This window comes from Lawsonibacter sp. JLR.KK007, assembly GCF_036941135.1.
Taxonomy (GTDB): domain Bacteria; phylum Bacillota; class Clostridia; order Oscillospirales; family Oscillospiraceae; genus Lawsonibacter.
In genome coordinates this window covers 278742-302409 of sequence record NZ_JAYWSY010000001.1, presented here as the reverse complement: position 1 = coordinate 302409, position 23668 = coordinate 278742, and the positions used below count along the sequence as shown (strand labels likewise).

At 63.8% G+C, this 23668-nt stretch carries 26 protein-coding genes; 8 read left to right on the top strand and 18 right to left on the bottom strand.

What is annotated here, in order from left to right:
* Positions 1-11: 11 nt before the first annotated feature.
* Entirely contained in the window at positions 12-818 is an 807-nt protein-coding gene (dapF, locus tag VV088_RS01820; RefSeq protein WP_334599098.1) for a diaminopimelate epimerase, read from the bottom strand.
* 84 nt (positions 819-902) lie between these two features.
* A complete protein-coding gene (locus tag VV088_RS01815; RefSeq protein WP_334599097.1) occupies positions 903-2234 on the bottom strand; it encodes a glutamine synthetase family protein in 1332 nt (443 codons plus the stop codon).
* Positions 2235-2377: 143 nt separating this feature from the next.
* On the opposite strand from VV088_RS01815, the gene VV088_RS01810 reads away from it, so the two are divergent.
* On the top strand, positions 2378-3637 hold the full coding sequence (locus VV088_RS01810; RefSeq protein WP_334599096.1) for a diaminopimelate decarboxylase: 1260 nt from the start codon (positions 2378-2380) through the stop codon (positions 3635-3637).
* Here VV088_RS01810 and VV088_RS01805 read toward each other — a convergent pair.
* Entirely contained in the window at positions 3634-3894 is a 261-nt protein-coding gene (locus VV088_RS01805; RefSeq protein WP_334599095.1) for a hypothetical protein, read from the bottom strand. The two genes, VV088_RS01810 and VV088_RS01805, sit on opposite strands and share 4 nt — an antisense overlap.
* A 90-nt stretch (positions 3895-3984) precedes the next feature.
* Here VV088_RS01805 and VV088_RS01800 point away from each other — a divergent pair, with 90 nt between their 5' ends.
* Genes VV088_RS01800 through VV088_RS01790 form a run of 3 tightly spaced genes read left to right on the top strand, consistent with a single transcriptional unit; the run spans position 3985 to position 5249 of the window.
* Complete coding sequence (locus tag VV088_RS01800; protein ID WP_334599094.1) at positions 3985-4200, top strand: helix-turn-helix domain-containing protein; 216 nt, start codon at positions 3985-3987, stop codon at positions 4198-4200.
* 4 nt (positions 4201-4204) lie between these two features.
* Positions 4205-4576 (top strand): CidA/LrgA family protein, encoded by a 372-nt coding sequence (locus VV088_RS01795; RefSeq protein ID WP_334599093.1) that lies wholly within the window; start codon positions 4205-4207, stop codon positions 4574-4576.
* Positions 4569-5249, top strand: coding sequence for an LrgB family protein (locus tag VV088_RS01790; protein WP_334599092.1), 681 nt, complete (start codon positions 4569-4571; stop codon positions 5247-5249). The genes VV088_RS01795 and VV088_RS01790 overlap by 8 nt, the downstream gene beginning before the upstream one ends.
* Before the next feature lie 38 nt (positions 5250-5287).
* Here the strand turns inward: VV088_RS01790 and ftsZ are convergent, their stop codons facing one another.
* From ftsZ to VV088_RS01730, 12 genes are all read right to left on the bottom strand, one after another.
* Positions 5288-6448, bottom strand: a complete 1161-nt coding sequence (gene ftsZ / locus VV088_RS01785) for a cell division protein FtsZ (RefSeq protein WP_334599091.1) — start codon at positions 6446-6448, stop codon at positions 5288-5290.
* A 210-nt stretch (positions 6449-6658) separates the two neighbouring features.
* Complete coding sequence (locus VV088_RS01780; RefSeq protein ID WP_334599090.1) at positions 6659-7507, bottom strand: cell division protein FtsQ/DivIB; 849 nt, start codon at positions 7505-7507, stop codon at positions 6659-6661.
* 28 nt (positions 7508-7535) lie between these two features.
* The gene (gene murA / locus VV088_RS01775; protein WP_334599089.1) at positions 7536-8789 is read right to left on the bottom strand and encodes a UDP-N-acetylglucosamine 1-carboxyvinyltransferase; all 1254 of its coding nucleotides are present in this window, start codon (positions 8787-8789) and stop codon (positions 7536-7538) included.
* 58 nt (positions 8790-8847) lie between these two features.
* On the bottom strand, positions 8848-9966 hold the full coding sequence (gene murG / locus VV088_RS01770) for an undecaprenyldiphospho-muramoylpentapeptide beta-N-acetylglucosaminyltransferase (protein ID WP_334599088.1): 1119 nt from the start codon (positions 9964-9966) through the stop codon (positions 8848-8850).
* Positions 9967-9977: 11 nt separating this feature from the next.
* Positions 9978-11204 carry an FtsW/RodA/SpoVE family cell cycle protein gene (locus VV088_RS01765; RefSeq protein WP_334599087.1) on the bottom strand — a complete coding sequence of 409 codons (1227 nt, stop codon included), beginning with the start codon at positions 11202-11204 and terminating at the stop codon, positions 9978-9980.
* Between the two features lie 18 nt (positions 11205-11222).
* Positions 11223-12209 carry a phospho-N-acetylmuramoyl-pentapeptide-transferase gene (mraY, locus tag VV088_RS01760; RefSeq protein WP_334599086.1) on the bottom strand — a complete coding sequence of 329 codons (987 nt, stop codon included), beginning with the start codon at positions 12207-12209 and terminating at the stop codon, positions 11223-11225.
* Positions 12210-12258: 49 nt separating this feature from the next.
* Positions 12259-13749, bottom strand: coding sequence for a UDP-N-acetylmuramoyl-L-alanyl-D-glutamate--2,6-diaminopimelate ligase (locus VV088_RS01755; RefSeq protein WP_334599085.1), 1491 nt, complete (start codon positions 13747-13749; stop codon positions 12259-12261).
* Between the two features lie 43 nt (positions 13750-13792).
* Complete coding sequence (locus VV088_RS01750; protein WP_334599084.1) at positions 13793-16267, bottom strand: penicillin-binding transpeptidase domain-containing protein; 2475 nt, start codon at positions 16265-16267, stop codon at positions 13793-13795.
* Between the two features lie 105 nt (positions 16268-16372).
* A complete protein-coding gene (locus VV088_RS01745) occupies positions 16373-16936 on the bottom strand; it encodes a hypothetical protein (RefSeq protein WP_334599083.1) in 564 nt (187 codons plus the stop codon).
* Positions 16937-16968: 32 nt separating this feature from the next.
* On the bottom strand, positions 16969-17904 hold the full coding sequence (gene rsmH / locus VV088_RS01740; RefSeq protein WP_334599082.1) for a 16S rRNA (cytosine(1402)-N(4))-methyltransferase RsmH: 936 nt from the start codon (positions 17902-17904) through the stop codon (positions 16969-16971).
* A gap of 3 nt (positions 17905-17907) precedes the next feature.
* Complete coding sequence (mraZ, locus tag VV088_RS01735; RefSeq protein ID WP_334599081.1) at positions 17908-18324, bottom strand: division/cell wall cluster transcriptional repressor MraZ; 417 nt, start codon at positions 18322-18324, stop codon at positions 17908-17910.
* A gap of 6 nt (positions 18325-18330) precedes the next feature.
* Positions 18331-18504, bottom strand: coding sequence for a hypothetical protein (locus VV088_RS01730; RefSeq protein ID WP_334599080.1), 174 nt, complete (start codon positions 18502-18504; stop codon positions 18331-18333).
* 273 nt (positions 18505-18777) lie between these two features.
* Between VV088_RS01730 and VV088_RS01725 the strand changes: the two genes are divergently transcribed.
* Both VV088_RS01725 and VV088_RS01720 read left to right on the top strand, forming a co-directional pair.
* Positions 18778-19353 carry a uracil-DNA glycosylase gene (locus VV088_RS01725; RefSeq protein WP_334599079.1) on the top strand — a complete coding sequence of 192 codons (576 nt, stop codon included), beginning with the start codon at positions 18778-18780 and terminating at the stop codon, positions 19351-19353.
* A gap of 154 nt (positions 19354-19507) precedes the next feature.
* Positions 19508-19693 carry a hypothetical protein gene (locus VV088_RS01720; protein ID WP_334599078.1) on the top strand — a complete coding sequence of 62 codons (186 nt, stop codon included), beginning with the start codon at positions 19508-19510 and terminating at the stop codon, positions 19691-19693.
* A gap of 40 nt (positions 19694-19733) precedes the next feature.
* On the opposite strand, the gene VV088_RS01715 is transcribed toward VV088_RS01720, so the two are convergent.
* Genes VV088_RS01715 through VV088_RS01705 form a run of 3 tightly spaced genes read right to left on the bottom strand, consistent with a single transcriptional unit; the run spans position 19734 to position 21977 of the window.
* Complete coding sequence (locus VV088_RS01715; protein WP_334599077.1) at positions 19734-20312, bottom strand: peptidoglycan-binding domain-containing protein; 579 nt, start codon at positions 20310-20312, stop codon at positions 19734-19736.
* On the bottom strand, positions 20309-21565 hold the full coding sequence (locus VV088_RS01710; RefSeq protein WP_334599076.1) for a peptidoglycan-binding protein: 1257 nt from the start codon (positions 21563-21565) through the stop codon (positions 20309-20311). The genes VV088_RS01715 and VV088_RS01710 overlap by 4 nt, the downstream gene beginning before the upstream one ends.
* Before the next feature lie 10 nt (positions 21566-21575).
* Positions 21576-21977: a spore cortex-lytic protein gene (locus VV088_RS01705; RefSeq protein ID WP_334599075.1), complete on the bottom strand. Its 402-nt coding sequence runs from the start codon at positions 21975-21977 to the stop codon at positions 21576-21578.
* A 160-nt stretch (positions 21978-22137) separates the two neighbouring features.
* Here VV088_RS01705 and VV088_RS01700 point away from each other — a divergent pair, with 160 nt between their 5' ends.
* The gene (locus tag VV088_RS01700) at positions 22138-22290 is read left to right on the top strand and encodes a hypothetical protein (protein WP_334599074.1); all 153 of its coding nucleotides are present in this window, start codon (positions 22138-22140) and stop codon (positions 22288-22290) included.
* On the top strand, positions 22287-23663 hold the full coding sequence (locus tag VV088_RS01695) for a DUF512 domain-containing protein (protein ID WP_334599073.1): 1377 nt from the start codon (positions 22287-22289) through the stop codon (positions 23661-23663). The genes VV088_RS01700 and VV088_RS01695 overlap by 4 nt, the downstream gene beginning before the upstream one ends.
* Positions 23664-23668 lie beyond the last annotated feature (5 nt).

Sequence of the window (23668 nt, the reverse complement as noted above, 5' to 3'; positions counted from 1 at the left end):
CCCCCAGGTTGTCAAGGCTTGATTTTTCCCGGCTCCGGGATCTCCCCCTCGAACACGGTCCGGGCAGGGCCGGTCATGAAGAGGCGGTCCCCCCGCCGCTCCAGGGTGAGCCTTCCCCCGGGGAGGACCGCCTCCACCCGGCGCTCACAGCGGTTTTCCCGCAGGGCGGCGGCAAAGGAGGCACAGGCTCCAGTGCCGCAGGCCAGGGTGATCCCGCTCCCCCGCTCCCACACCCGGATCATCAGGCGCTCCCGGTCCGGAAGGGAGACGAACTCGATGTTCCGCCGCTCCCCCAGGGCGGGGTGGGTCTCCAAGAGGGGCCCCAGCCGCTCCAGGCCGGCCTGCGCCGGGTCCCCGCAGAACACGACCCCGTGGGGATTGCCCACGTCAACCGGGACCACAGAAAAGGTCCCCCCCGCCGCCTCCAGGGTGACGGGGGCGTCCACCCTCGCCTGCCCCATGTCCACAGTGACCTGGTCCACCCGGCCCCCCAGGACATGGAGCTCCAGCGACCGGGGTCCTGCGCCGGTGTCGATGGTCAGGCAGGTCTTTCGGGTCAGCCCCCTGTCGTAGACATATTTTCCCACACAGCGGATGCCGTTGCCGCACATGGCCCCCTGGGAGCCGTCAGCGTTGTACATCTCCATGGAAAAATCGCCGCCCCGGCCGGGGCCGATACAGATGATCCCGTCCGCCCCCACGCCAAAGTGCCGGTCCGACAGCCGGACCGCCAGACCGGGCAGGTCCTCGGGCCGCCCCTCCAGGCAGTTGAGGTAGATGTAGTCGTTTCCTAAGCCTTCCATTTTGGTGAACCGCATTGGTCAACACCCCTTTCGGTGTCAGCCTATGCGCCGGCGCGCACAGAAAGACCGGGGACGGCAAGGGCCGTCCCCGGCTGGGGGTTAATAGATCACCAGATATTTTTCCAGCTCCCAGCTGGACACACGGGTCTGATATTCCTCCCACTCCTTCATCTTGCCCTTGACATAGTGCTCAGCCACGTGCTGGCCCAGCACGTCCAGAATCAGAGCGTCCTTCTCCAACTCCTCCAGCGCGTCCTTCAGGGTGTCGGGCAGGCAGTAGATGCCGTGCTTCTGCCGGGTGGCGTCGTCCATGGCGTAGATGTCGCCGGTGATCTCGGGGGGCGGGGTCAGGCCCCGGGCGATGCCGTCCAGACCGGCGGCCAGACAGACGGCCACCGCCAGATAGGGGTTGCAGGCGGGGTCGGGGGAACGCAGCTCCACCCGGGTGGCCTGGCCGCGGGCGGCGGGGATGCGGATCAGGGCCGACCGGTTGGAGGCCGACCAGGCCCGGTAGCGGGGGGCCTCATGGCCCGCGCCCAGCCGCTTGTAGGAGTTGACCAGCGGGTTGGTCACCGCCGTAAAGCCCTGGACGTGGTCCAGCAGTCCGGCGATGAAGGAGTAGGCCGTTTTGGACAGCCCCCGCTCCCCGCTGGGGTCGTAAAAGACATTTTTCCCGTCCTTGAACAGGGACATGTTCAGGTGCATGCCGTTGCCCGCGATGTCGTAGATGGGCTTGGGCATAAAGGTGGCGTGGAGGCCGTTCTTCTGGGCGATGCTCTTGGCGGTGAGCTTGAAGGTCATGATCTTGTCGGCGCCGTCCAGGGCGTTGTTGTACTTGAAGTCGATCTCATGCTGGGCCACGGCGCACTCGTGGTGGCTGGCCTCGATCTCAAAGCCCATTTTCTCCAGGTTGAGGCAGATCTCCTGGCGGGTGGACTCCCCGTGGTCCAGGGGGCCCAGGTCAAAGTAGGCGGCCTCGTCCTTGGTGCGGGTGGTGGCCCGGCCGTTCTCGTCGGTCTCAAACAGGAAGAACTCCAGCTCGGGGCCGATGTTGAACACGTCGTAGCCCATGCTCTCCGCCCGGCGGAGCACCCGGCGCAGCACCCCCCGGGGATCGCCCACGAAGGGGGTGCCGTCGGTGTTATACACGTCGCAGAACATGCGGGCCACCTTGCCCCCGGCCACCTTCTCGGGGACGATGAGGAAGCTGTCCAGGTCGGGGTACAGGCACTGGTCCGACTCATGGATGCGGGTGAAGCCCTCGATGGAGGAGCCGTCGAACATGATCTGGTTGTTCACCGCCTTCTCCACCTGGGAGGCGGTGATCGCCACGTTCTTCATCTGCCCAAAGATATCGGTGAACTGCATCCGGATGAACTCGATCTCGTTCTCCCGGACCGCGCGGATAATGTCTTCCTTGGAGTAGGCCATAAGCAAAAACCCTCTCTTTCCTGATTTCGGCTTTTAGTATCGCATTGTTCCCCCCACATTGTCAAGGATTTTATTGACAAATCGGCAGAAAGAAGTTAGACTGACTGTTGCCTTATAGACTAAAAAAGGAGCTGACCGCACCTATGAAAACACCCTTCGTCACCCTGGAGCAGCTCCAGGAGATCGTTCGGGACTACCCCACCCCCTTCCACCTGTACGACGAGACGGGCATCCGGGAAAACGCCCGCGCGCTGTACCGGGCCTTCGCCTGGAACCCCGGCTTTCAGGAGCACTTCGCCGTGAAGGCCACCCCCAACCCCCAGATCTTAAAGCTCCTCCGGGAGGAGGGCTGCGGCGTGGACTGCTCCTCCCTCACCGAGCTGATGATGTCCCAGCGCTGCGGCTTCGCCGGCGATGAGATTATGTTCTCCTCCAACGACACCCCTGCGGAGGAGTTCGCCCTGGCCGCCCAGCTGGGGGCCACCATCAACCTGGACGACATCACCCACATTGACTTTCTGCAAAAAACCATCGGTTATATTCCCAAAAAAATCTCCTGCCGGTACAATCCCGGCGGCGCATTCACCCTGGGGGAGAGCGAAGAGGGCTTCCAGGTGATGGACAACCCCGGGGACGCCAAGTACGGCCTCACCCGGCCCCAGATGACCGAGGCCTTCCGCCGCCTGAAGGAGCTGGGGGCGGAGGAGTTCGGCATCCACGCCTTCCTGGCCTCCAACACCCTGTCCAACGACTACTACCCCGCTCTGGCCGCCATCCTGTTCAAACTGGCCGTGGAGCTGAAGGAGGAGACCGGCGTCCACATCACCTTCATCAACCTGTCCGGCGGCGTGGGGGTGCCCTACCGCCCCGAGCAGTCCGCCAACGACATCGCCGTCATCGGCGAGGGGGTGCGCAGGGCCTTTGAGGAGATCCTGGTCCCCGCCGGGATGGGGGACGTGGCCATCCACACCGAGCTGGGCCGGTTCATGCTGGCCCCCTACGGCCACCTGGTCACCCGGGCGCTCCACCAGAAGCACATCCACAAGGAGTATATCGGGGTGGACGCCTGCGCCGCCAACCTGATGCGCCCCGCCATCTACGGGGCCTACCACCACATCACCGTGATGGGCAAAGAGACCGCCCCCTGCGACCACAAGTACGACGTAACCGGCTCGCTGTGCGAAAACTGCGACAAGTTCGCCGTGGACCGGATGCTGCCCGAGATTCAGGTTGGCGACCTGCTGGTCATCCACGACACCGGCGCTCACGGCCACGCCATGGGCTACCAGTACAACGGCCGCCTGCGCTCGGCGGAGGTCCTGCTGTGCCAGGACGGCTCCACCCGCCTCATCCGCCGGGCGGAGACCCCGGAGGACTACTTCGCCACCGCGATCTGGGACTAACCCGCCAGGGCGCTCAGCTCCCGGAGCAGGTCCAGCGTGGACTGGAACAGATGCTCCTTTTCCACGCTGTCCCGCTCCAGCATGCAGTCCAGGAAGCGGTCCAGCTCCGCTTCCTGCTCCCCGCTTAAGCGGGAGCGCACCCGCTGTTCCTGTAATAACAGCCCCGAATTGCACGCTTTGTATTCTTCGTCCTCCCATATGCGCCCCATGCGGGTTTCCATCAGAAATTCATACAGGCACCGTGTCAGGTCATCCATAGTGATTCCCCCATTCAGATTACTCCATTCAGATTACTTTATCTCCATTATAATTACTCCAAACAGACCTGTCAAGAGGAAATGATAAAAATGACAACTTTGTCCGAACGTTTGTATACTCTGCGCAAGGAACGAAATCTGACCCAACAACTTGCCGCAGAAGGAATGGGCATTCCATTCAGCACCTACCGCCGGTACGAAAAAAAGGAGCGGGAACCTGATGCCTCCATCCTGGTGCAGATGGCGGATTTTTACAATGTATCGCTGGACTATCTGGTGGGACGGTCCGACAAACGGGAGGGGTAAACCAATGAACATCATGGCGGAGATCGCCATTCTCTGCGGCGTCTGCCTGGTCTCAGAGGGGATCACGGCGCTGATCCCGGTGGCCTTTCCGGCAAGCGTAATCGCTTTACTGCTGCTGGGACTGCTGCTGTTTACAAAGATCCTCAAGCCGGAACACATCCAGCGGCTCAGCGGCTTTCTGGTGGCCAACATGGCGTTTTTCTTCCTCCCCTCCTGCGTGGGGGTGATGGAGCACGCCCCCATCATCCTGCGCCAGCTGGCTCCCTTTCTGCTCATCAGCTTCCTCACCACGCCGCTGATCTATTTTGTCACCGCCTGGTCGGTCCAGCTGCTGATCCGCCGCTCTAAGGGGAAGGAGGCAAGGAAACATGCTTGACGCCCTGCTGAGCTCCCCCTTTTTGGGCCTGACCCTCACCGCCGCCGCCTGGTGCTTCGGCTGCTGGGTGCAGAAAAAGACGGGCTTCCTGCTGTGCAACCCCCTGCTCATTGCGGTGGCGCTGATCATCGCCCTGCTGGTCCTGTTGGACATCCCTTACCAGACCTACTCCGCCGGCAGCGATTTCATCAAGCTGATGCTCAGCCCGGTCACCGCCGTGCTGGCCCTGAACATCTACAACCAGCGCAGCATCCTGCAAAAGTACTTTTTCCCGGTGCTGGCGGGCTGCCTGGTGGGCAGCCTCACCAGTGTGGGCAGCACCCTGGCCCTGTGCCGCCTCTTTCACGTGGACGAGGCGCTCACCGCCTCCCTCATGCCCAAGAGCGTCACCACCGCCATCGCCATGGGCATTGCGGAGAGCCACGGCGGAGTGGCCGGCATCGCGGCGGCGGCGGTGATGGCAGCAGGCATTGCCGGAGCGGTCTTCGCCCCCATCTTTGCCAAGCTGTTTCACATTACAGAGCCTGTGGCAGAGGGCTTGGCCATCGGCGCCTGCAGCCACGCCCTGGGCACCACCCGGGCCATCGAGATTGGCTCCGTCCAGGGGGCCATGAGCTCCATCGCCATCTGCGTCTGCGGGATCTTGACGTCCGTCCTGGCCCTGTTCCTATGAAAAAACCGCCCTGCCGTCATCCGGCAGGGCGGTGATTTTTACCGCTTTTTGCTGAAAATTTTCTCCAAAATATCCCAGTCGTCGTCATTCACGGCGGGCTTGGGGGGTTCCGGCACGGCGGGCTGCTCCACGGCGGGGGCCTCTGCCCCAGCCGGGGAGACGGCCTCCTCCTCGGGAGCGGCGCTGGCCGCCTCGGGGGCCGGGGCGGGCGTCTCCACCTGATTGGGGAAGGGGACGGTCTGGTTCTCCTCAAAGCCGGTGGCGATCACGGTGACCCGGATCTCATCCTCCAGCGTCTCATCAAAGGCGGCGCCGAAGATGATGTTGGCGTCGGGGTACGCGGCCTCCTGGACCAGGTTGGCGGCGGTCTCCACCTCCTCCAGGCCGATGTCCATGGAGCCGGTGACGTTGATCAGCACGCCCCGGGCGCCGTTGATGGAGGTCTCCAGCAGGGGGCTGGAGATTGCCATCTTGGCGGCCTCCTCCGCCTTATTCTTGCCGGCGGCCCGGCCGACGCCCATATGGGCCCGGCCCGCGTCCTTCATGACGGCGGACACGTCGGCAAAGTCCTGGTTGATGAAGCCGGTGTTCTTGATCAGGTCGGAGATGGACTGGACCGCCTGCTGAAGCACGTCGTCGGCGATCTCGAAGGCGTTGAGCATGGTGATCTTCTGGTCGCTGGCCAGCTTCAGCCGCTCGTTGGGGATGATCACCAGCGAGTCCACCTTGGCCCGCAGCTCCGCGATGCCGGCCTCCGCCTTGCGCATGCGCAGCGAGCCTTCAAAGCGGAAGGGCTTGGTGACCACGCCGACGGTCAGGATGCCCTGTTCCTTCGCGATATCCGCCACAATGGGAGCCGCGCCGGTTCCGGTGCCGCCGCCCATGCCGGCGGTAATAAACACCATGTCGGTGCCCTCCAGCACCTCGGAAATCTGCTTGCGGTTCTCCTCCGCGGATTTGCGGCCCACCTCGGGGTCCGCGCCGGCGCCCTGGCCGTTGGTCAGCTTTTCGCCAATCTGGATCTTGCTGGTGGCGTTGGAGGCTTCCAACGCCTGCTTGTCTGTGTTCACGGCGATAAACTCCACGCCCTTGGTTCCAGTGCGGACCATGCGGTTGACCACGTTGTTGCCGCCGCCGCCGACGCCGATCACTTTAATGTTGACAACGCTCTCAGGGCCCATATCCAATCCGAACGCCATTCTGTTTCCTCCTATGTATGTACACGTGGGGTCCCGCAGCGAAGCTTTGTGGGGTGGTCCCAAGTCTGGACAATATTATGCTTTATTGTACCGCAGTTTCCGGTTTAGGTCAAGAGGGAATCCCAAATCGACCAAAGTTTCCATTATTTTCTTGTCAATCATTGGCGGCGCAGGCGGCCTGTTTTTCCTCCTGGCCAGGGGGACCGGCCCTCACCGCACCCCCTGATCCCCGGCCTCTGAGAAGACCGCGCTGTATTTCTCCTGGGTCAGGTCGATGGAGCCGGCCACTTCCTCTCCCCGCTCCGCCTCCATCCGCTGGCGGACGCTCTCCATCCGGCGCACGTCGTAGTTGAAGTCCGCGTTCAGCCGCATCTTGACGTCGAAGCGTCCGGCGTACCGGGCCACCAGGTAGGTGGACTCCAGCCGGATTGCGGACACCTCCCCCCGGACTTCCCGGACCTCCAGCGCCTCCAGCAGGCCGGTGAGGGCCTCCAGCTTGGTCAGCTCCTCCTCCGGCACCTCCAGGAAGCTGCCCGCCTGGGGGGCCAGCGGCGTCAGGCCGGTGACGGCGATGGCGGTGGAGTTGGCCGGAGCCGGCTCCAGCAGCTTGCCCTTCACGCTGATCAGCCACGGCTCCTGAGCGGTGGTCACCGCCTTCTCCCCTGCCTCCTCCTGATAGGCGGTCACCTGCTCCACGCCGGGAGCCGCCACCTGGGCCACCGCCTCCCACTCGGTGACGGTGATGACAACGGTGCTGGGCAGGGAGCGGTTGATGGTCAGCTCCCCGATGTAGGGCAGCGTTGTGCGGAGGTTCCGGTCGATGCGCACCTTGTTCAGACTGTAGAGGTTGCTGCCCAGCTGGATGCCGGAGGCGGCGATGATCTCCTCCTCTGTGTATCTCTGGTTGCCGGTGACGGTCACCTGTTCCACCCGGAAAAACACCGTGGCCCCCACCGTCAGCGCCACGATCACTGCAATGACGCACAGCAGCTTGAACAGCGGCCCGAACCGGCCTCTGTTTCGCCTGCGTGTTCTGCTGCGGTGGCTGTATCTTGGCATGGTGTTCTCCTCTGTGCGGGTAGTTCGGTCAGGGCGTTTCGCAGATGTCCGCTCCCAGGGCGCGCAGATTCCGGTCCAGCGCCTGGTAGCCCCGCTTGATGTGGCGCAGCTCCGAAACCTGGGTCGTCCCCTCCGCCCCCAGGGCGGCCACCACCAGCGCGGCCCCGCCCCGCAGGTCGGTAGACCGGACGGCCGCTCCGTGGAGCCGCCCCACGCCGGACACCATCGCGGCCCGGCCGGCCAGCTGGACGTCCGCCCCCATGCGGCGCAGCTCATCCACGTGGCGGTAGCGGCTGTCAAAGATGTTCTCCACAAAGAGGGTGGCCCCCTCTCCCCCCGCCAGCGCCGCCATGAGGACAGCCTGGGCGTCGGTGGGAAAGCCGGGGTAGGGCGCGGTGCGCACCGGCGAAATGCCCCGCAGAGGAGCGGTACAGGTGAGGACCATCCGGTCCGGCCAGGTATGTAGGGTGCAGCCCGCCTCCTCCAGGCAGGCGAGCACGGCGGAAAGGGTATTGGGGGACACGCCGGTCAGCTCCACCTCCCCGGCGGCGGCGGCGCAGCCGCACAGGTAGGTGGCGGCGGCAATGCGGTCGCCCATCACCTGGTACTCTGCCGGATGGAGCGGGACCCCACCCCGGATCATGACCGTGGATGTTCCCGCCCCCTCGACCTGCGCCCCCATCGCCCGGAGGAAGCCCTGCAGGTCTCCGATCTCCGGCTCCCGGGCCGCGCCGATGATGGTGGTCAGGCCGGGACAGCCGCAGGCGGCCAGCATGGCGTTTTCCGTGGCCCCCACGCTGGGGATGGACAGGCAGATCTCCCGGCCCTGAAGCCCGCCGTTCTGGCAGCACAGCACCCCCTGCTCCTCCAGGATCACAGCGCCCAGGGTCCGCAGGGCGGTCAGATGCAGGTCGATGGGCCGGGGACCCAGCTCACAGCCGCCAGGGTAGGACAGCTCCGCCACCCCCAGCCGCGCCAGCAGCGCACCCAGGAAAATGACGGAGGACCGCATTTCCCGCATCAGGTGCTCGGGGACATCGGACCGGTTCAGAACAGACGCGTCCACCAGGACGGCGTCCCCCTCCCGGTCCACCCGGCAGCCCAGCAGGCGCAGGATATCGATGGTGGCGGACACGTCGGACAGGTCGGGAACATTGCGGAGCACGCACTGGCCTGGAACCAGCAGGCAGGCGGCCAGCATGGGCAAAACGCTGTTCTTCGCTCCGTGGACGGCCAGGGAGCCGGACAGGGGACGTCCGCCCGTAATCTTATAACAGCTCATGGGACAGCCTCCAAATCATTGGGATTTGGGCTATCCTATGCGCAGCGGGGGCGTTTGGTTATTTCATAATCTCCCGCAGGGTCTCGTAGATCTTCTCCGCCGCGTTGGGGACGGCCATGGCCTGAAGGGCCTTTACCATCTCCTCCCGGCGGTCCCTGGAGTTGAGCAGGATGGCGGCCTTGTCGAAGAGGGTGTTCTCCACGCAGTCGGCCTCCCGCAGGAGGATACCCGCCCCTTGGCTGGCCAGCACCTGGGCGTTTTTCTCCTGGTGGTTGGCGGTGACGTTGGGGGAGGGCACCAGCACCGCCGGCTTGGCGATGGCGGTCAGCTCCGATATGGTGGACGCCCCCGCCCGGCACAGGACCAGGTCGGCCGCGGCCATCACCAGAGGCATGTCGTAAATATACTCCCGCACCTCGATGCCGTTGTCCCCCAGCTTCAGTCCCCGGCGGAGCAGCTCCTCCTGCATCCAGGGGAAATCCCGGCCCGCGCCGTGGATGTGCCGCCAGGGAGCGCCCTCGTAGCACTCCTTGGCGAGGAAGTCCACCATCTTCTGGTTCATCACCTCCGCCCCCAGGGAGCCCCAGTAGGACAGCAGCAGGGGCCGCTCGTCGGAAAAGCCCAGCTTTTCCCGGGCCTCCGCCTTGGTGTACTTGAAGAAGTCCCCCCGGACAGGGGTGCCGGTGACCACCACCTTCTCCGGATGCTCGTAGTGCGCCCGGCTCTCCTCAAAGCCCACCATCACCCGGTCCACCACCTTGGACAGCGCCTTGGTGGTCAGGCCGGGGACGGCGTTGGACTCGTGGACGGCGGTAGGAATGTGCCGGTGGGCGGCCTCGTTGACCACGGGGAAGGAGGCGTAGCCCCCAGTGCCCACCACCAGGTCGGGCTTGAACTCGTCCAGGATGGCCTTGGCCTGCTTTTTGGACCGCTGCATGTTCACCAGCGTGCCAAGGTTGTGGGCGATATCCGCCGGAGCCATGGAGCGGTGAAAGTTGGTGATGGTCACCGTCCGGATCTGGTAGCCCTCCTTGGGCACCAGCTTGTTCTCCATGCCGTTGTCCGCCCCCACAAAGAGGACCCGGCAGCCGGGATGCTTCTCCTGGAACACATGGGCCAGCGCCACCGCCGGATTCACATGTCCGGCGGTGCCGCCGCAGGTAAACAGTACGTTCATCGCTGCACCTCTCAATCTTTTCTCGGGGCCGGTATCTGCCGTGAAATACTTAATATGATGCCCATTTCCCCCAACTGGATCACCAAGGCAGTGCCTCCGTAGCTGAAGAAGGGCAGGGAAATTCCGGTGTTGGGGATCAGGCCGGTGATCACGCCCACGTTCAAAAACACCTGGGCGGCCAGCAGAGTGATAATGCCCACCGCCGTCAGCATACCGAACTTATCCCGGGCATGGAGGGCGATCCAGTAGCCCCGGAGGATGAGCAGGGCGAACAGGAGCAGGATCAGGCACGCCCCGACCAGTCCCAGCTCCTCCACCACGATGGAGAAAATCATGTCGTTCTCCGGCTCGGGGACGAAGCCGTACTTCTGGTTGCTGTTGCCCAGGCCCCGGCCCAGCAGGCCGCCGGAGGCGATGGAGTAGATGCCCTGACGGAACTGATAGCCGCCGCCCTGGGGGTCCACCGACCAGGGGTCCAGCCAGATGGTGATCTTCCGGTGTACATAGCCCACCGTGTGGTACAAAATAAAGAGCAGGCCCGCCGCCGCGCCGCCCAGACCGGTGAACCACCACAGGCTGATGCCCGACACAAACAGCACCGCCGCCGCGCCCACCGTCACCAGCATGGCTCCAGACACATGGGGTTCAAAAATGATCAGGCCCAGCACCGCCACCAGGGTCACGCCGTAGGGCACCAGCTCCAGAAAGCCGATCTTTTCAAAAAAATTCATGGTCCGGCCCCAGCGGGTGCGCTTGGTGAAACGGCGCTTGTGCTCCTTGTCCCGCAGGGCCAGGCGGGAGGAAAAATAGAGCACCACCGTCACCTTGGCGATCTCCGAGGGCTGGAAGGTGGGGCCCGCCACCAGAAACAGGTTGAGCCAGCGGGTCACGCCGTTGATCTCCACCCCGAGGGGGGTGTAAATCAGCACCAGCAGGACGATGGATATCCCCAGGAAAAAGGGGGACAGCAGCCGCAGGTAGCCGTAGTCAAAGCGGGAGGCGGCATACATCCCCCCCAGCCCCGCCGCCGCAAAAGCCGCCTGACGGATGATGTAGTAGTAGGGGTTGTTGCTCACTGGAGGCTTGGAGTCCCGAAAAGCCGTGTAGTAGGACGCGGAGAAGAGCATCACCAGTCCGATGCCCAGCAGGAAGAGCACCAGCATGAGAAAGGGCAGGTCCAGCGGGCCCCGGGCCAGCTGCTCATCCACAGTAAGGTCACGTTTTGCTTTACGGGCCAAGGGACCGCCTCCTTCATATTACATCGGGTACCGGTACATGACCCCCAAAAAGCCCAGACAGCACAGGACCAGGGTAATGCCGGAGAAGACGCAGAACAGCTTGGTCTCGCTCCAGCCGCCCATCTCCAGGTGATGGTGAAGGGGGGCCATGCGGAAAAACCGCTTGCCGTGGGTTTTCTTAAAGTAGGCCACCTGGATGATGTCGGAGAGCACCTCGGCCACGTAGACCAGCCCGATGATGGGGAGCACCAGGGGGATATCCAGGGCAAAGGCCAGGCCGCACACCATCCCCCCCAGAAACAGGGAGCCGGTGTCCCCCATGAAGACCTTGGCGGGGTGGAAATTATACAGCAGGAAGGCGGCCAGTCCCCCCGCCAGAGCGGCGGAGAGGATGGCCAGATCGTTCCGGCCGAACCAGGCGGAGGCGGTCATGTAAAACAGGGCCACGGGGATGGTCACCCCGGTGGCCAGCCCGTCGATGCCGTCGGTGAGGTTGACCGCGTTCACCGTCCCCACCATGACAAAGGCGGCAAAGACCATGTACACCACCCAGGGCAGAGGGATGGTCACGTTGAGAAAGGGGATAAACAGGTTGGGGGTCAGGTAGCCCTGTCCCCGCATGAGTACCGTAAAGGCGATGGCCGCCGCCAGCTGCAGCAGGAATTTCTGGGCTGCGGTGAGGCCCTCGTTGGCGTGGTGGCGCAGCTTCTGGAAGTCGTCCACCATCCCGATCACGCCGAACACCAGGGCGAACAGAAACACATACAGGTGGTTGCAGTTTCCGGCTAAGATCTCCTCCCGCCCGGCCACCAGCGCAGCCGCGGCGATGGCGATGATAAACATGACGCCCCCCATGGTGGGGGTGCCCTGCTTGGCCATGTGCCAGGTGGGACCGTCGGAGCGGATGGACTGCCCCGCCTTCAGCCGGCGCAGCAGGGGGATGAGAATCTGCCCCACAATGGCGGCCACGCCAAAGGCGATGATAAAGCTCAGGATGAATGTCATATTGGAACCCTCCCGGTTTTTTCTCTTTTGAAGCACATAAGGCAGTCGATTATATCACATTTGCCGGGACTTTTCCAGTCCTTTCTTGTCGGGCCTCTCCGGGAGCAAAATATGCCGCCACCACCTCCCGCTCGTCCAGGTGGTGCTGGACGCCGCCGGTCTCCTGATAGGTCTCGTGGCCCTTGCCTGCCAGCACAATCACGTCCCCCGGCCTGCCCTGCTCCAGCGCCCAGGCGATGGCCGCCTTGCGGTCGGGCTCCACATGCAGGGCGGCCTCCGCCTGCTCCATGCCGGCCAGGATCTCACCGATGATGGCCTCCGGGTCCTCGGTGCGGGGATTGTCGGAGGTAACCACCACCACATCCGCCAGCTCCCCGGCGACGGCCCCCATGATGGGACGTTTTCCCCGGTCCCGGTCGCCGCCGCAGCCAAAGAGGCAGATCAGGCGGCCCGCCGTAAAGCCCCGGGCGGTGGTGAGGATGTTCTCCAAGGCGTTTGGGGTGTGGGCGTAGTCAATGATCACGGTGTAGGCCCGTGGGACGGGCACCACCTCCACCCGGCCCTTCACCCCGTGGACTGCCGGCATGGCGGCGGCCATTTTCTCCAGGTCCAGCCCCAGGCACAGCCCCGCCGACAGCGCCGCCAGAGCGTTGTAAATGGAAAACCCGCCTGGAATGGGCAGATGGACCCGGAAAATGCGGCCCAGGGTGAGCGCCTCAAACTCCACATGGCTGGGGAAGAGGCGGATGTTTTTCGCGGAGAGGTCCGCCCCGTCCTTATTCTCCGAGTAGGTGAAGACAGGGCAGTCCACCTGGGTCCGGTACCACCGCCCCGCCTCGTCGTCCAGGTTGAGGACCGCCCTCCGGCACTGCCGGAAGAGCAGTCCCTTGGCGGCGCGGTACGCCTCCATGGTGTGGTGGTAGTCCAAATGGTCCTGGGTCAGGTTGGTGAACACCCCCACGTCGAAGGTCACCCCCGCCGTCCGGTGCTGGACCAGGGCGTGGGAGGAGACCTCCATCACCACATGGGTGCAGCCCTCGTCGGCCATCTGCCGCAGAAGGGACTGGAGTTCCCAGCTCTCCGGGGTGGTGCGGTGGGCGGACAGCTCCCGCTGGCCGATCATGTTCCGGTTGGTGCCGATCAGCCCCACCTTGGCCCCGGCCGTCCGCTCCAGCAGCTCCTTCAGCAGGTTGGTGGTGGTGGTCTTTCCGTTGGTGCCGGTGACGGCGGCCAGCGTCATGGAATCCCCCGGATGGCCAAACCAGTTGGCGGATACCAGCGCCAGCGCCAGACGGCTGTCTCCGGTGGTCAGCCAGGGGCCGGGTTCCCGGGGAGCCTGCTGGCACAGAACGGCGGCGGCCCCCTTGTCCAGGGCCTCCCGGATGTGCCGGTGGCCGTCGGTTCTGTCCCCAGTCAGCGCCACGAAGAGGGCGCCGGGCTGTAGGGTCCGGGTGTCATAGGATATGGAAGAAATTTCCATGTCCAGGTCGGGGCTCCCCCCGGTGAGGGGGACGCCCGCCAACAGCGCGTGCAGTTTCATGGTGTCACCCCTCATGGGTGCGGTTTCATTCTCTATAGATGCGCTAGTTGTCCTCCACCACGTTATAGAACTGGACGTTGATCACCGAGCCGACTGCGGCCATATCGCCCGCATTGACGCTCTGGCTGGCGGCGGTGGTGGAGTTGCTGTAGTAGACGGACACACCGGAGGCCCGCATAAAGAAGCCCTCCCGTTCCAGTGCGTTTTTCGCGGCCTCATAGGTCATGCCGGTGACGTCCGGCACCTCCGCGCTGGAATCGGGCACGGCGTCGCCCAGATACAGGATGACGGTGGAACCCCCGGGGATGCTGGCGCCCGAGCTGGGGACCTGCCGGGATACGATGTCTCCGGTGCCGATGGTGCGGCATTTCAGGTTCTTCTTCTCCAGCGCGTCCTCAGCGTCACCTACGGTCATGCCGGTCACCCTGGGGGTGGGTACATCCACGGCGGCGGACTCGTCGGCGCTGTAGATCTTTTCCACGCCCAGATAGTCCAGGATCTCCGCGATCAGGGGGCCCGCCATGGGGGCGGCCATGTTGCCGCCGCTGATGTAGGTGCCGTCAGCGATGTAGTTGCAGTGCGTCCCCAGCTCTCGGGGCAGGGGGCGGTCATAGGCCAGCAGGACGATAACCTGGGGGTCGTTGGCGGGGGCGTAGCCCATAAAGGAGACCAGGGTGTGGTCGCCCGCGGTACCCACCTCGGAGGAGCCGGTTTTCCCTCCGATGCGGTAGCCCGCCACATAGGCGTTGCCGCCGGTGCCCTCCGACACCACCTTCTCCAGGATGTTGGCAGCCCGCTGGCTGGTCTCAGCGCTGATCACCTGGCGGACGGTCTCCGTCTCGGTGTTCTGGATGACGGCGCCGTCCCCGGTGCTGATGGACTGGACCACATAGGGTTTGACCAGGTTGCCTCCGTTGATGACGGCGGAAAAGGCGCAGATCATCTGCAGGGGGGTGATCTCAAACCGCTGGCCGAAGGAGGCGGTGGCCAGCTCCACCTCGCCCATTTTGTCCCGATCCCAGATGGCTCCGGCCAGGCTGGCCTCGCCGGGCAGGTCGATTCCGGTCTTTTCCATCAGGCCAAAAGCCTCGAAATACTCATAAAACTTATCCTTGCCCAGCCGCTTGCCGATCTCCATAAAGGCGGGGTTGCAGGAGTTGCCCACGGCTTTGGTCAGGTCCTGGTCCTTGTGGCCCCGCGTGTTGGAGCACTTGATCTCCCGGTCGGCCACCCGGAGGGAGCCGGAGCAGTAGAAGCGGTCGCTCTCGGTGACCAGCCCCTCCTCCAGGGCGGCGGCCAGCACCACCGCCTTGAACACCGATCCCGGCTCATACCGGGAGTCAATGGCCTTGCTGCGCCACTGGGTGTTTTGGGCGTCGGACAGGGCCTGGCTCTCCGCTTTGGCCATCAGCTCGCTGTCGGAGAGGTGTTCGGTGTTACCCGCCTTCAGCTTTTCATAGATGGCGCCGGCGTTCTCGTCCATCTGAGACAGGAGCACGCCGTCAATGATCGTTGAGTAGTGGTTCAGGTCGAAATCCGGGGAGCTGCCGATGGCGTAGATGGCTCCGGTCTTGGGGTTCATCACGATGCCGAAGGCGCCGTCCTGGATGTCGTACTTTTTGATCCCCTCCTCCAAGGTCTTTTCCAGGTAGGACTGGATGGTGGCGTCGATGGTGAGGGTCAGGTCGTAGCCGTCCACGGCGTCAATGTACTCGGCGTAGGTGTTGTACCGCTCGGTGCCGCCGGCCGTCTTGTTGGTCAGCACCCGGCCGGGGGTGCCCTCCAGCACGTCGTTGTACACCGCCTCGATGCCGTAGGCCCCGCCGTTGGCGTTGACAAAGCCCAGGGCCTGGGCGGCCAGGCCGGAGTAGGGGTAGTACCGCTTGGTGTCGGGCAGGAGGTACAGGTAAGAGGCGGTCTTGTGCTCGGTGAGGTACTCCCGCAGGACCTCGGCGTCCTCCTCCTCAATGTTGGTCTTGACCTCCCAGTAGGCGGAGTTGGTGGCATGGACCTTCTTGCTCACCTCTTCCCGGTTCAGGCTGGGGATCAGCTCCATCAGCTCGGCCACCATCTGGTCCTGGCGCAGGGCCACATTGGCCTGGTAGACCTCGCTGTCCAGGTCATTGCCCTCGCTGTCCTTTTTGGGTACGGTGGCCAGCAGGTCCCGCGGGGACAGGATCAGCTTATACACGGTAGCGGACATGGCCAGCACGTTGCCGTTGCGGTCGTAGATATTGCCCCGCTGGGCGGAGATGGAAAAGTCCAGGGTCTGCTGGTCGCTGGCCCGCTTCTGATACTCGTCGTGGTGGAGAATCGCGATGTCGTACAGCTTCCACACCAGGGGGCCGAACATCATAATGCCGCACACGGTCATCAGCAGCAGCGTCCGCCGCAGGATGGACAGCTTGGAGTGGGTGCCCCGGGTGGCGCTCGTGGGAGCGCCGGCCCAGCTGATCCCCTGTTCGTACTTGCTTCGCGCCGGGGCCCGGCCCGGACGTTTGCTTCTTGGTCTGCTCAATGTGCCCCTCCTTTGCTTGGAAAAGGGCGCAAGAAAGCCCCTTTCTTGCGCCCGGATCTCTCTATTTACCGGTGTCCAGCTGGCCCGTTTTACACTATGTGCGCCTCAGCGGAAATATTCTATGATGCTGCTGAAAATGTCGCCCGCGCCGTCCAGAAGGGTCCGCAGGGGCGAGGGGGTCATGTCCTTGTAGACGGTGACGGTATCCGGCTCGGACAGGTCGATATACACCACCTGGTCGCTGGTGGGACGGACCATGGTGTCCCCCACCGCCTCCTGAAGGGCGGCCAGATCGAAGACCTTTTCGTACTGGGCGGTCAGGGTGGCGTTGTCGCTCTTCAGCTGGGACAGCTCGCTGCGCAGCCGGACCATCTCGTCGTTGGCCACCGTGAGCTGGGCGTAGCTGGTGACCAGCATGGCGGCAAAGAGGGCCACCGCCAGAAATCCGATCACCGCGAAGGGGGCCACCGCCCCCGCCTGCCGGACCTGAATCTTGGCCCGCTCCCGCTTCCGGACCTGCTGCTTCCGCTGGGGGTAGGGCGCCGGAGCCCGCCGGAGTTCCTCCTCCCGCCGGGGCGCCCGGGCGGCGCTGCCGTCGTAAGCCGGAGCGTAGGCCACGCTGCCGTAGGTACCGTATGTGGTTGTATTTCGGCGGCGGTAACTGGCCATAGTGTTCCTCCTTGTCCGGTGCGCTTGTCAGCTCATAATCGTTCCGCCGTCCTCAGCTTGGCGCTGCGGGCGCGGGGATTTTCTTCCATCTCTGTCTCACTGGGGACGATGGGTTTTCTGTGTACCAGCCTGACTACTGGCTTTTTCCCGCAGACGCACACGGGAAAATCCGGCGGACAGGTGCAGCCCTTCGCAAAACCGGCCAGACTGGTTTTGACGATCCGGTCCTCCAGGGAGTGGAAGGTGATCACGGCCAGCCGTCCGCCCCGGTTCAGCCGGGGCACGGCCCGCTGAAGCATCCGCTCCACCGAGGCCAGCTCGTCGTTGACGGCGATGCGGATGGCCTGAAAGGTGCGCTTGGCGGGGTGCTGCTTCTCCCGCAGGGCTTTTCCGGGCATGGCGCTTTTGATAATCTCCACCAGCTCCAGGGTGGAGGCGATGGGCCTGTCCGCCCTGCGGCGGACGATGGCCCCGGCGATCTGAGGCGCATACCGCTCCTCCCCATAGCGGGAGAGAATCCTGCGCAGCTCCTCCTGGGACCAGGTGTTGACCACGCTGGCGGCGGTGAGCCCCTCCTCCCGGTCCATACGCATGTCCAGGGGGGCGTCGGCCATGTAGGAAAAGCCCCGGCTGCCGTCGTCCAGCTGGGGGGAGGAGACGCCCAGATCAAAGAGCATCCCGTCCACACCGGGCAGGGACAGCTTGTCCAATATGCGGTCCACCTGGTCAAAGTTGCAGTGGACCAGGGTCACCTTGTCCATCCAGGGGGCCAGCCGCTCCTGAGCGGCGTCCAGCGCCGCCTGATCCCGGTCCACGCAGATGAGCCGTCCGCCGGCCAGCCGCCGGACGATCTCCCGGCTGTGGCCCGCCCGGCCCAAGGTGCCGTCCAGATAGATTCCATCGGAACGGATGTTTAACGCTTCGATGCACTCGTCCAGCAGGACGGGGCAGTGGGTAAATTCACTCATAACTCAGAACCCCAGCTCGGCCATACAGGCGGCCATCTTCTCGGGGGTCATCTCGTCCTCCTCCTGGGCGTTCCAGGCGGCGGCGGACCAGATCTCCGCCCGGTCGTGAACGCCGATGATAACCGTCTCCTTCTCCAGCCCGGCGTACTTGCGCAGCTTCTGGGGGATGACGATACGGCCCTGGCTGTCCGGCTCGCACTTGGCGGCGTTGGCAAACAGGGGGCGCATGGCCTTGGACTGGCTCATGGGCAGGGAGGCGAATTTTTCGGTGAAGCGGTCCCAGGTGGACTGGGGGTAGATGGCTAAGCAGGCGTCCACTCCCATGGCCAGATAGAAGGCGGAGCCCAGCTCCTCCCGGAGCTTGGCGGGGATGAACAGGCGGCCCTTGGCGTCGATGCTGTGCTCGTATGTGCCGGTCACCGTCCCTCACCTCTCCCCCACTTCAATGCTGTTTTCAGGGAAAACTCCCCACTTCGCTCCACTCAGCCTCTCCAGTATAAATGCTGTTGACATAAAAAGCAAGAGGTTTTTTTCTGTTGATTTTGCCTCAAACTCTCCAATTTCTACAAAAAACTTGCGAATTTTGTTTTCAAAACGCATGTTCTATTCCCCGGCGGAACTTAACTTTTGGGTCGGGCCGTACAAGATATGTGTTAGATTCTTCACATTTTCATCAACATCTTGTACCCCCTGCGGCGGATTTCCGCCGGACCCTTCGGTTGGAAATCCGAAAAAAAGTTGAAAATATTTTTTTGAGTTGGATTTTTTCCGTCAAAAAGCCTTTCCCGGCCCGCCGGATTGTGGTATACTGTACCAATCGGTCGAATCCCGCCGCTCCCAGGGCGGACGCCAATCAAGATCGGAGGAAACGCTATGCTTTACAACAATTGGCAGGAACTGGAACAAGCCTGCCTGTCCTGTCAGAAATGCGCCTTGGCAGACACCCGCACCAATGTGGTCTTCGGCACCGGTCCCCGGGACGCTGAGATCCTGTGCATCGGCGAGGGGCCCGGCGAGAACGAGGACCTGCAGGGCCTGCCCTTCGTGGGCCGCGGGGGCAAGCTGCTGGACGATATGCTGGAAATGATCGATCTGAGCCGGGAAAAGAACGTGTACATCGCCAACATGGTCAAGTGCCGTCCGCCCAAAAACCGGGACCCCCTGAACACCGAGCAGGAGGCCTGCATCGACTATCTGCGCAGTCAGGCGGCCCTGCTCCGGCCCAAGATCATCATCTGCCTGGGCCGCATCTCCGCCTGCAAGATCATCAAGGAGGACTTCAAGATTACCAGGGAGCACGGGCTGTGGTTTGAGCGGAACGGCGTGTGGATGACCGCCCTGTTCCACCCCGCCGCCATCCTCCGGGACCCCCGCCGCCGGCCCGAGACCTTCGAGGACCTGAAAGTCATCCAGGCCAAGATCAAAGAGGTCTGCGACCACACCTATTAAGGAGCAAGGCACGCCGCTTGATCGTGCAGCCGCCCGTTCTGTCCTGTGAATGATCGAAACAAGTTACAGGCGTTTACCGGCACGCGAGGAAAAAGGGTGAATTTGATGGTATCATCCCCTCCTTGGCGGGGCATACTGACGTCGAGGTGATTTGATGGACGTCAACATGAACGCGGCGGTGACCTTCGGGGAGCTGCTGCAAAAGAACCCCCAGGCCGCCGCCTACTACGACCGCTGCACTCCGGAACAGCGCAGCGCCATCCTGCTCCAGATGGGGCAGATGACCAGCCAGGCCCAGCTGCGGGCCTTTGTGGACAACCTGCCCAGCGCGTCCCTGTAAGCGCGGACCGCCCGCCCCAGTTTGGGACGGGCGGTTTTTTTCAGCCCCAGCCGCCGGTGAATTCCGGGATGCAGTCGATGTCCTGGACCACGAAGATCTCGTAGAGGTGGGACAGGGCGTCCCAGGTGGCGGTATCCATGCACCCCGTCTGGGGCAGGCCCGCCGCCTTTTGCAGCCAGCGGATGTTTTCCGCCGAGGCGGGACCGTTGCAGCCGTCCGCCTCACAGGGGGCGATGCCCTCAAACTGCTTGGCCAGGATATTGAACATGGTCTGCGGGACGATCAGATACTCCTTCGTCTCCCCCTCGTGGACCTGGATGCCCTCCGAGGGGAAGATCCGGGTGGCCCGGGAGTAGCTGGTCTTGGGCTGCTGGGACAGCCAGGCGTCCCGGATGGCGTTCCAGGTGGCCTGGTCCACAACGCCGGTCACGGGCAGGCCCGCCTCCCGCTGAAAGCGCATCACCGCCTCCAGGGTGCGCTCGCCAAACACCCCGTCCACCACCAGCCGGGGGAGAAATTGATAGGTCGCTGACAGCTGGCGCAGCATATACTGCAGGCCGCTCACCGGATTGGCCAGCATCTCCCGCTCCAGCAGCTCCTGCCCTAGATCTGCATTCATACGCTCACTCCTCTCCTTCCGTTTGCTCCGCCGTCCGCCTGGCCCGGCTTCAGGGGACTGCCCTGGTACTGGCCCAGCCGGGGGGTATCCGCCCAGCGGTCCGGCGGCTGGACCGGGGCGGCCGCCGCCAGAACCGGGACGGCGTTCTCCCCCAGGGACTGGGCCCGCACGGTGTCCCGGCTGAGGGAGTAGTTGGCGGTGACAAAGCTGTCGTAGATGGAGTTCCAGGTCCGTTCGTCCACCAGGCCGGTGGGGGTGATCCCGGCCCAATTCTGATAGGTGCGCACCGCACGGCCGGTGACCGGGCCGAACTGGCCGTCCATGGCCGGGGCGTACAGGGTGTCGGAAAACTGGGCCAGCAGGGACAGCATATACTGCAAAACCTCCACCTCCGCTCCGGCGTCCCCCTCCTCCAGGTTGCCGGGGAACTGGAACTGAACGGCGTAGTAGGTCTGGCCCTTGCTCACTAGCTCCGCCAGCTGGAGCACCCCCACATAGAGGTACACCATCTTGTACCAGGTGGCCTTGCCCACCACCCCGTCCACCGCCAGGCTGAAGATACTCTGGAAGGTGCGCACGGAGGTCTCGGTGGCCTCCCCGAAGGCCCCGGTGGCGGGCACCTTGGGGATGGCCGGGTAATTTTGAGAGATGCGGTTGAGCATGGCCTGGACCACCGCCACATCCGGCCCCGCCGACCCCCGCCGCAGAGGGGTGCCGGGATAGGAGGAGGTCAGGTCCTGAATGGGGGCGTCCACCACCAGCTCGATATCACTGCCGTAGTAGTGGTACAGGATATCCATGGAGTTGTATCCCTGCTGGGCCAGTTCCTGGCTGCCCCACTGGGACAGGCCGTCGCATTGGGAGGTGGTGCCGTTGCAGAATTTGGCGATCAGAGGCTCCACAAAGCCCTTGCGGCGGATATAGTCGTTAAAAATCTCGTCCACCACCTGGCTGATGTTCTCAAAAATGTTCCGGCCCCGGACGAACGCCTGGTCGTACTGGGTAGTGGAGGTGATCTGGAAGTCGTAGCCCTGGCTGGGGTAGAACTCCGTATACACCCGGTTCAGGGCGAAGGAGATGATGGCCAGGATGTTGGCCCGGATGGCGGCGGGCTCCCAGGTGGGGTAGATCTCGCTGGAAGCCACGTTCTTCACATAATCGGGGAAGGCGACGGTCACATTCTCCGCCCACTGGCTGGGCAGACCCAGGTGTACCGTGATGGTGCGGGGGACATATGGAATGATAATGGGCATGGCGTCCCCCTCACAGGCTCTGGGAGGGGATATCCCGCTCGTCCCGCTGCTGAAGGCTGCACAGCCCCTGGGGCAGGGGGATGAGCTCCATGGCCTGCAGGGTCTCCACATCGGGGAAGATCTGCACCCCCGCCACCTGGAGCATGGCATAGCCCGGCTGCTCCGCCCACACATCGCACAGGGCGAAGGGGCGCCCTGTCCCAGGCAGTCCGCCAGGGGAGGTGCTCTCCCCCAGGGCGGGGGCGTCGATGGTCACCGGGCAAATCTGTCCGCTGCTGTCCGTGTTCTGGATGGAGAGCAGCTTATATTTGCCCTCCTCCCCCGGCGCGGCCACCACCACGGTGGCCCCCTCCAGGGGGATCTGCGCCTGGGAGGTGTACACCCGGACGCTTAAGGTTCCTGTTGCTTGCATGTAAATACCTCCTGCGGCAGTTCTCTGCTGAGCCCTGCCGTCCGCTTCATCCTATGCCGGAACGCCCCCCGCTGTCCCCGCCCTCCTCCCAGGCCGCAGGCTTGAAATCCTCCGGCCGGCTGTGGTATAATAGAGAGACATGCAAAAAGGAGTGAGACGTATGGCACTGCCCCAGGAAACACCCTGTCCCGATGCCGGTTTACGGTCCTGGGATGGCGATGTCTGGTATGAATGGAGCCGGGGCAAACCGGCTATGCCGGCTCCCGGACCGTCCTCCATGCACCAGGCTGTCCTGAAGGAGGTGCGCCCATGAGCATGACCGCCGTGAAATCGGTGGACCCCCGCAGTCCGGCTCACCGGGCCGGGGTCCGCGCCGGCGAGACGCTGACCCACATCAACGGCCATGCTGTTGTGGACGTGCTGGACTACAAGTTCTACAGCTACGACCCCCGGCTGGAGCTGACCCTCAAGGGGCCGGACGGAGCGGTCCGCTCCCTCCGGGTGCGCAAGCGCGAGGGGGAGGACCTGGGGCTGGAGTTTGAGACCTATCTCATGGACCGGGCCCGGTCCTGCGCCAACCGCTGCATCTTCTGCTTTGTGGACCAGATGCCTCCGGGGATGCGGAAGAGCCTCTACTTCAAGGACGACGACGCACGGCTGTCCTTCCTGCTGGGCAACTACCTCACGCTCACCAATCTCTCCCCCCGGGAGGTGCAGCGGATCATCGACCTGCGCATCTCCCCCATCAACATCTCCGTCCACACCACCGACCGGACTCTGCGGGCGGAACTGCTGAACAACCCCAGGGCCGGAGAGGGCATCGACATCATGGAGCGGTTCGCGCAAGCCCACATCACCATGAACTGCCAGATCGTCTCCTGCCCCGGCATCAACGACGGCCCCGCCCTGGACAAAACCCTGAAGGACCTGGCCGCCATGTATCCGGCGGTGAACAGCATCTCTGTGGTGCCAGTGGGGGTGACCAAATACCGGGAGGGGCTCTACCCGCTGCAAACCTACCGCAAAGAGACGGCCGCCGCCCTGGTGGGCCAGGTGGAGGCTTTTGCGCAAAAGCGCCTGGAGGAGTATGGGACCAGACTGGTGTGGTGCTCTGACGAGTTCTACCTGCTGGCCGGACAGGACTTGCCCGGCGAGGACTACTTTGAGGACTTCACCCAGTTGGACAACGGGGTGGGGATGCTCACCCTGCTGTCGCGGGAGTTTTCCAGGGCGTTGGACCTGATGGAGCGGTCAGAGCTGGAGGGCGCGGTCCCCTTCTCCATCGCCACGGGAGTGTCCGCCGCCCCATTTTTGGCAAAATTGGTGGCGCAGGCCAAGGAAAAATGTGATACAATAAGAGGAACCGTCTATCCCATTGTCAACCACTTTTTTGGCGAGACCATCACCGTGGCCGGGCTGGTCACCGGAGGGGACCTCATTGACCAGCTCCGGGGCCGGGATCTGGGAGAGCGGCTCCTCATCCCCGCCAATATGCTCCGGTCCGGGGAGAACGTCTTTCTGGACGACGTATCCACGGCCGATGTGGAGCGGGAGCTGGGGGTGCCGGTGGTCCCCGTCCCCCAGGACGGCTATGAGCTGCTGGACGCCATGCTGGGCATCCAGCTCACCCCCGAAGCCCAGCGGGCCACCTGGGAAAACGAGGAATTTTACCGGTATAATCCGTAAAGGAA

What these genes read in the sequence shown, in the direction of transcription:
- VV088_RS01815 (WP_334599097.1), bottom strand. Translation starts at nt 2,234, where the DNA reads ATGGCCTACTCCAAGGAAGACATTATCCGCGCGGTCCGGGAGAACGAG.
- mraY (WP_334599086.1), bottom strand. Translation starts at nt 12,209, where the DNA reads ATGACATTCATCCTGAGCTTTATCATCGCCTTTGGCGTGGCCGCCATT.
- murA (WP_334599089.1), bottom strand. Translation starts at nt 8,789, where the DNA reads ATGAGCTGTTATAAGATTACGGGCGGACGTCCCCTGTCCGGCTCCCTG.
- VV088_RS01695 (WP_334599073.1), top strand. Translation starts at nt 22,287, where the DNA reads ATGAGCATGACCGCCGTGAAATCGGTGGACCCCCGCAGTCCGGCTCAC.
- VV088_RS01705 (WP_334599075.1), bottom strand. Translation starts at nt 21,977, where the DNA reads ATGCAAGCAACAGGAACCTTAAGCGTCCGGGTGTACACCTCCCAGGCG.
- rsmH (WP_334599082.1), bottom strand. Translation starts at nt 17,904, where the DNA reads ATGAGTGAATTTACCCACTGCCCCGTCCTGCTGGACGAGTGCATCGAA.
- VV088_RS01725 (WP_334599079.1), top strand. Translation starts at nt 18,778, where the DNA reads ATGCTTTACAACAATTGGCAGGAACTGGAACAAGCCTGCCTGTCCTGT.
- VV088_RS01810 (WP_334599096.1), top strand. Translation starts at nt 2,378, where the DNA reads ATGAAAACACCCTTCGTCACCCTGGAGCAGCTCCAGGAGATCGTTCGG.
- VV088_RS01710 (WP_334599076.1), bottom strand. Translation starts at nt 21,565, where the DNA reads ATGCCCATTATCATTCCATATGTCCCCCGCACCATCACGGTACACCTG.
- murG (WP_334599088.1), bottom strand. Translation starts at nt 9,966, where the DNA reads ATGAACGTACTGTTTACCTGCGGCGGCACCGCCGGACATGTGAATCCG.
- VV088_RS01795 (WP_334599093.1), top strand. Translation starts at nt 4,205, where the DNA reads ATGAACATCATGGCGGAGATCGCCATTCTCTGCGGCGTCTGCCTGGTC.
- ftsZ (WP_334599091.1), bottom strand. Translation starts at nt 6,448, where the DNA reads ATGGCGTTCGGATTGGATATGGGCCCTGAGAGCGTTGTCAACATTAAA.
- VV088_RS01805 (WP_334599095.1), bottom strand. Translation starts at nt 3,894, where the DNA reads ATGGATGACCTGACACGGTGCCTGTATGAATTTCTGATGGAAACCCGC.
- VV088_RS01780 (WP_334599090.1), bottom strand. Translation starts at nt 7,507, where the DNA reads ATGCCAAGATACAGCCACCGCAGCAGAACACGCAGGCGAAACAGAGGC.
- dapF (WP_334599098.1), bottom strand. Translation starts at nt 818, where the DNA reads ATGCGGTTCACCAAAATGGAAGGCTTAGGAAACGACTACATCTACCTC.
- VV088_RS01745 (WP_334599083.1), bottom strand. Translation starts at nt 16,936, where the DNA reads ATGGCCAGTTACCGCCGCCGAAATACAACCACATACGGTACCTACGGC.
- VV088_RS01755 (WP_334599085.1), bottom strand. Translation starts at nt 13,749, where the DNA reads ATGAAACTGCACGCGCTGTTGGCGGGCGTCCCCCTCACCGGGGGGAGC.
- VV088_RS01790 (WP_334599092.1), top strand. Translation starts at nt 4,569, where the DNA reads ATGCTTGACGCCCTGCTGAGCTCCCCCTTTTTGGGCCTGACCCTCACC.
- VV088_RS01715 (WP_334599077.1), bottom strand. Translation starts at nt 20,312, where the DNA reads ATGAATGCAGATCTAGGGCAGGAGCTGCTGGAGCGGGAGATGCTGGCC.
- VV088_RS01730 (WP_334599080.1), bottom strand. Translation starts at nt 18,504, where the DNA reads ATGCGTTTTGAAAACAAAATTCGCAAGTTTTTTGTAGAAATTGGAGAG.
- VV088_RS01800 (WP_334599094.1), top strand. Translation starts at nt 3,985, where the DNA reads ATGACAACTTTGTCCGAACGTTTGTATACTCTGCGCAAGGAACGAAAT.
- VV088_RS01720 (WP_334599078.1), top strand. Translation starts at nt 19,508, where the DNA reads ATGGACGTCAACATGAACGCGGCGGTGACCTTCGGGGAGCTGCTGCAA.
- VV088_RS01700 (WP_334599074.1), top strand. Translation starts at nt 22,138, where the DNA reads ATGGCACTGCCCCAGGAAACACCCTGTCCCGATGCCGGTTTACGGTCC.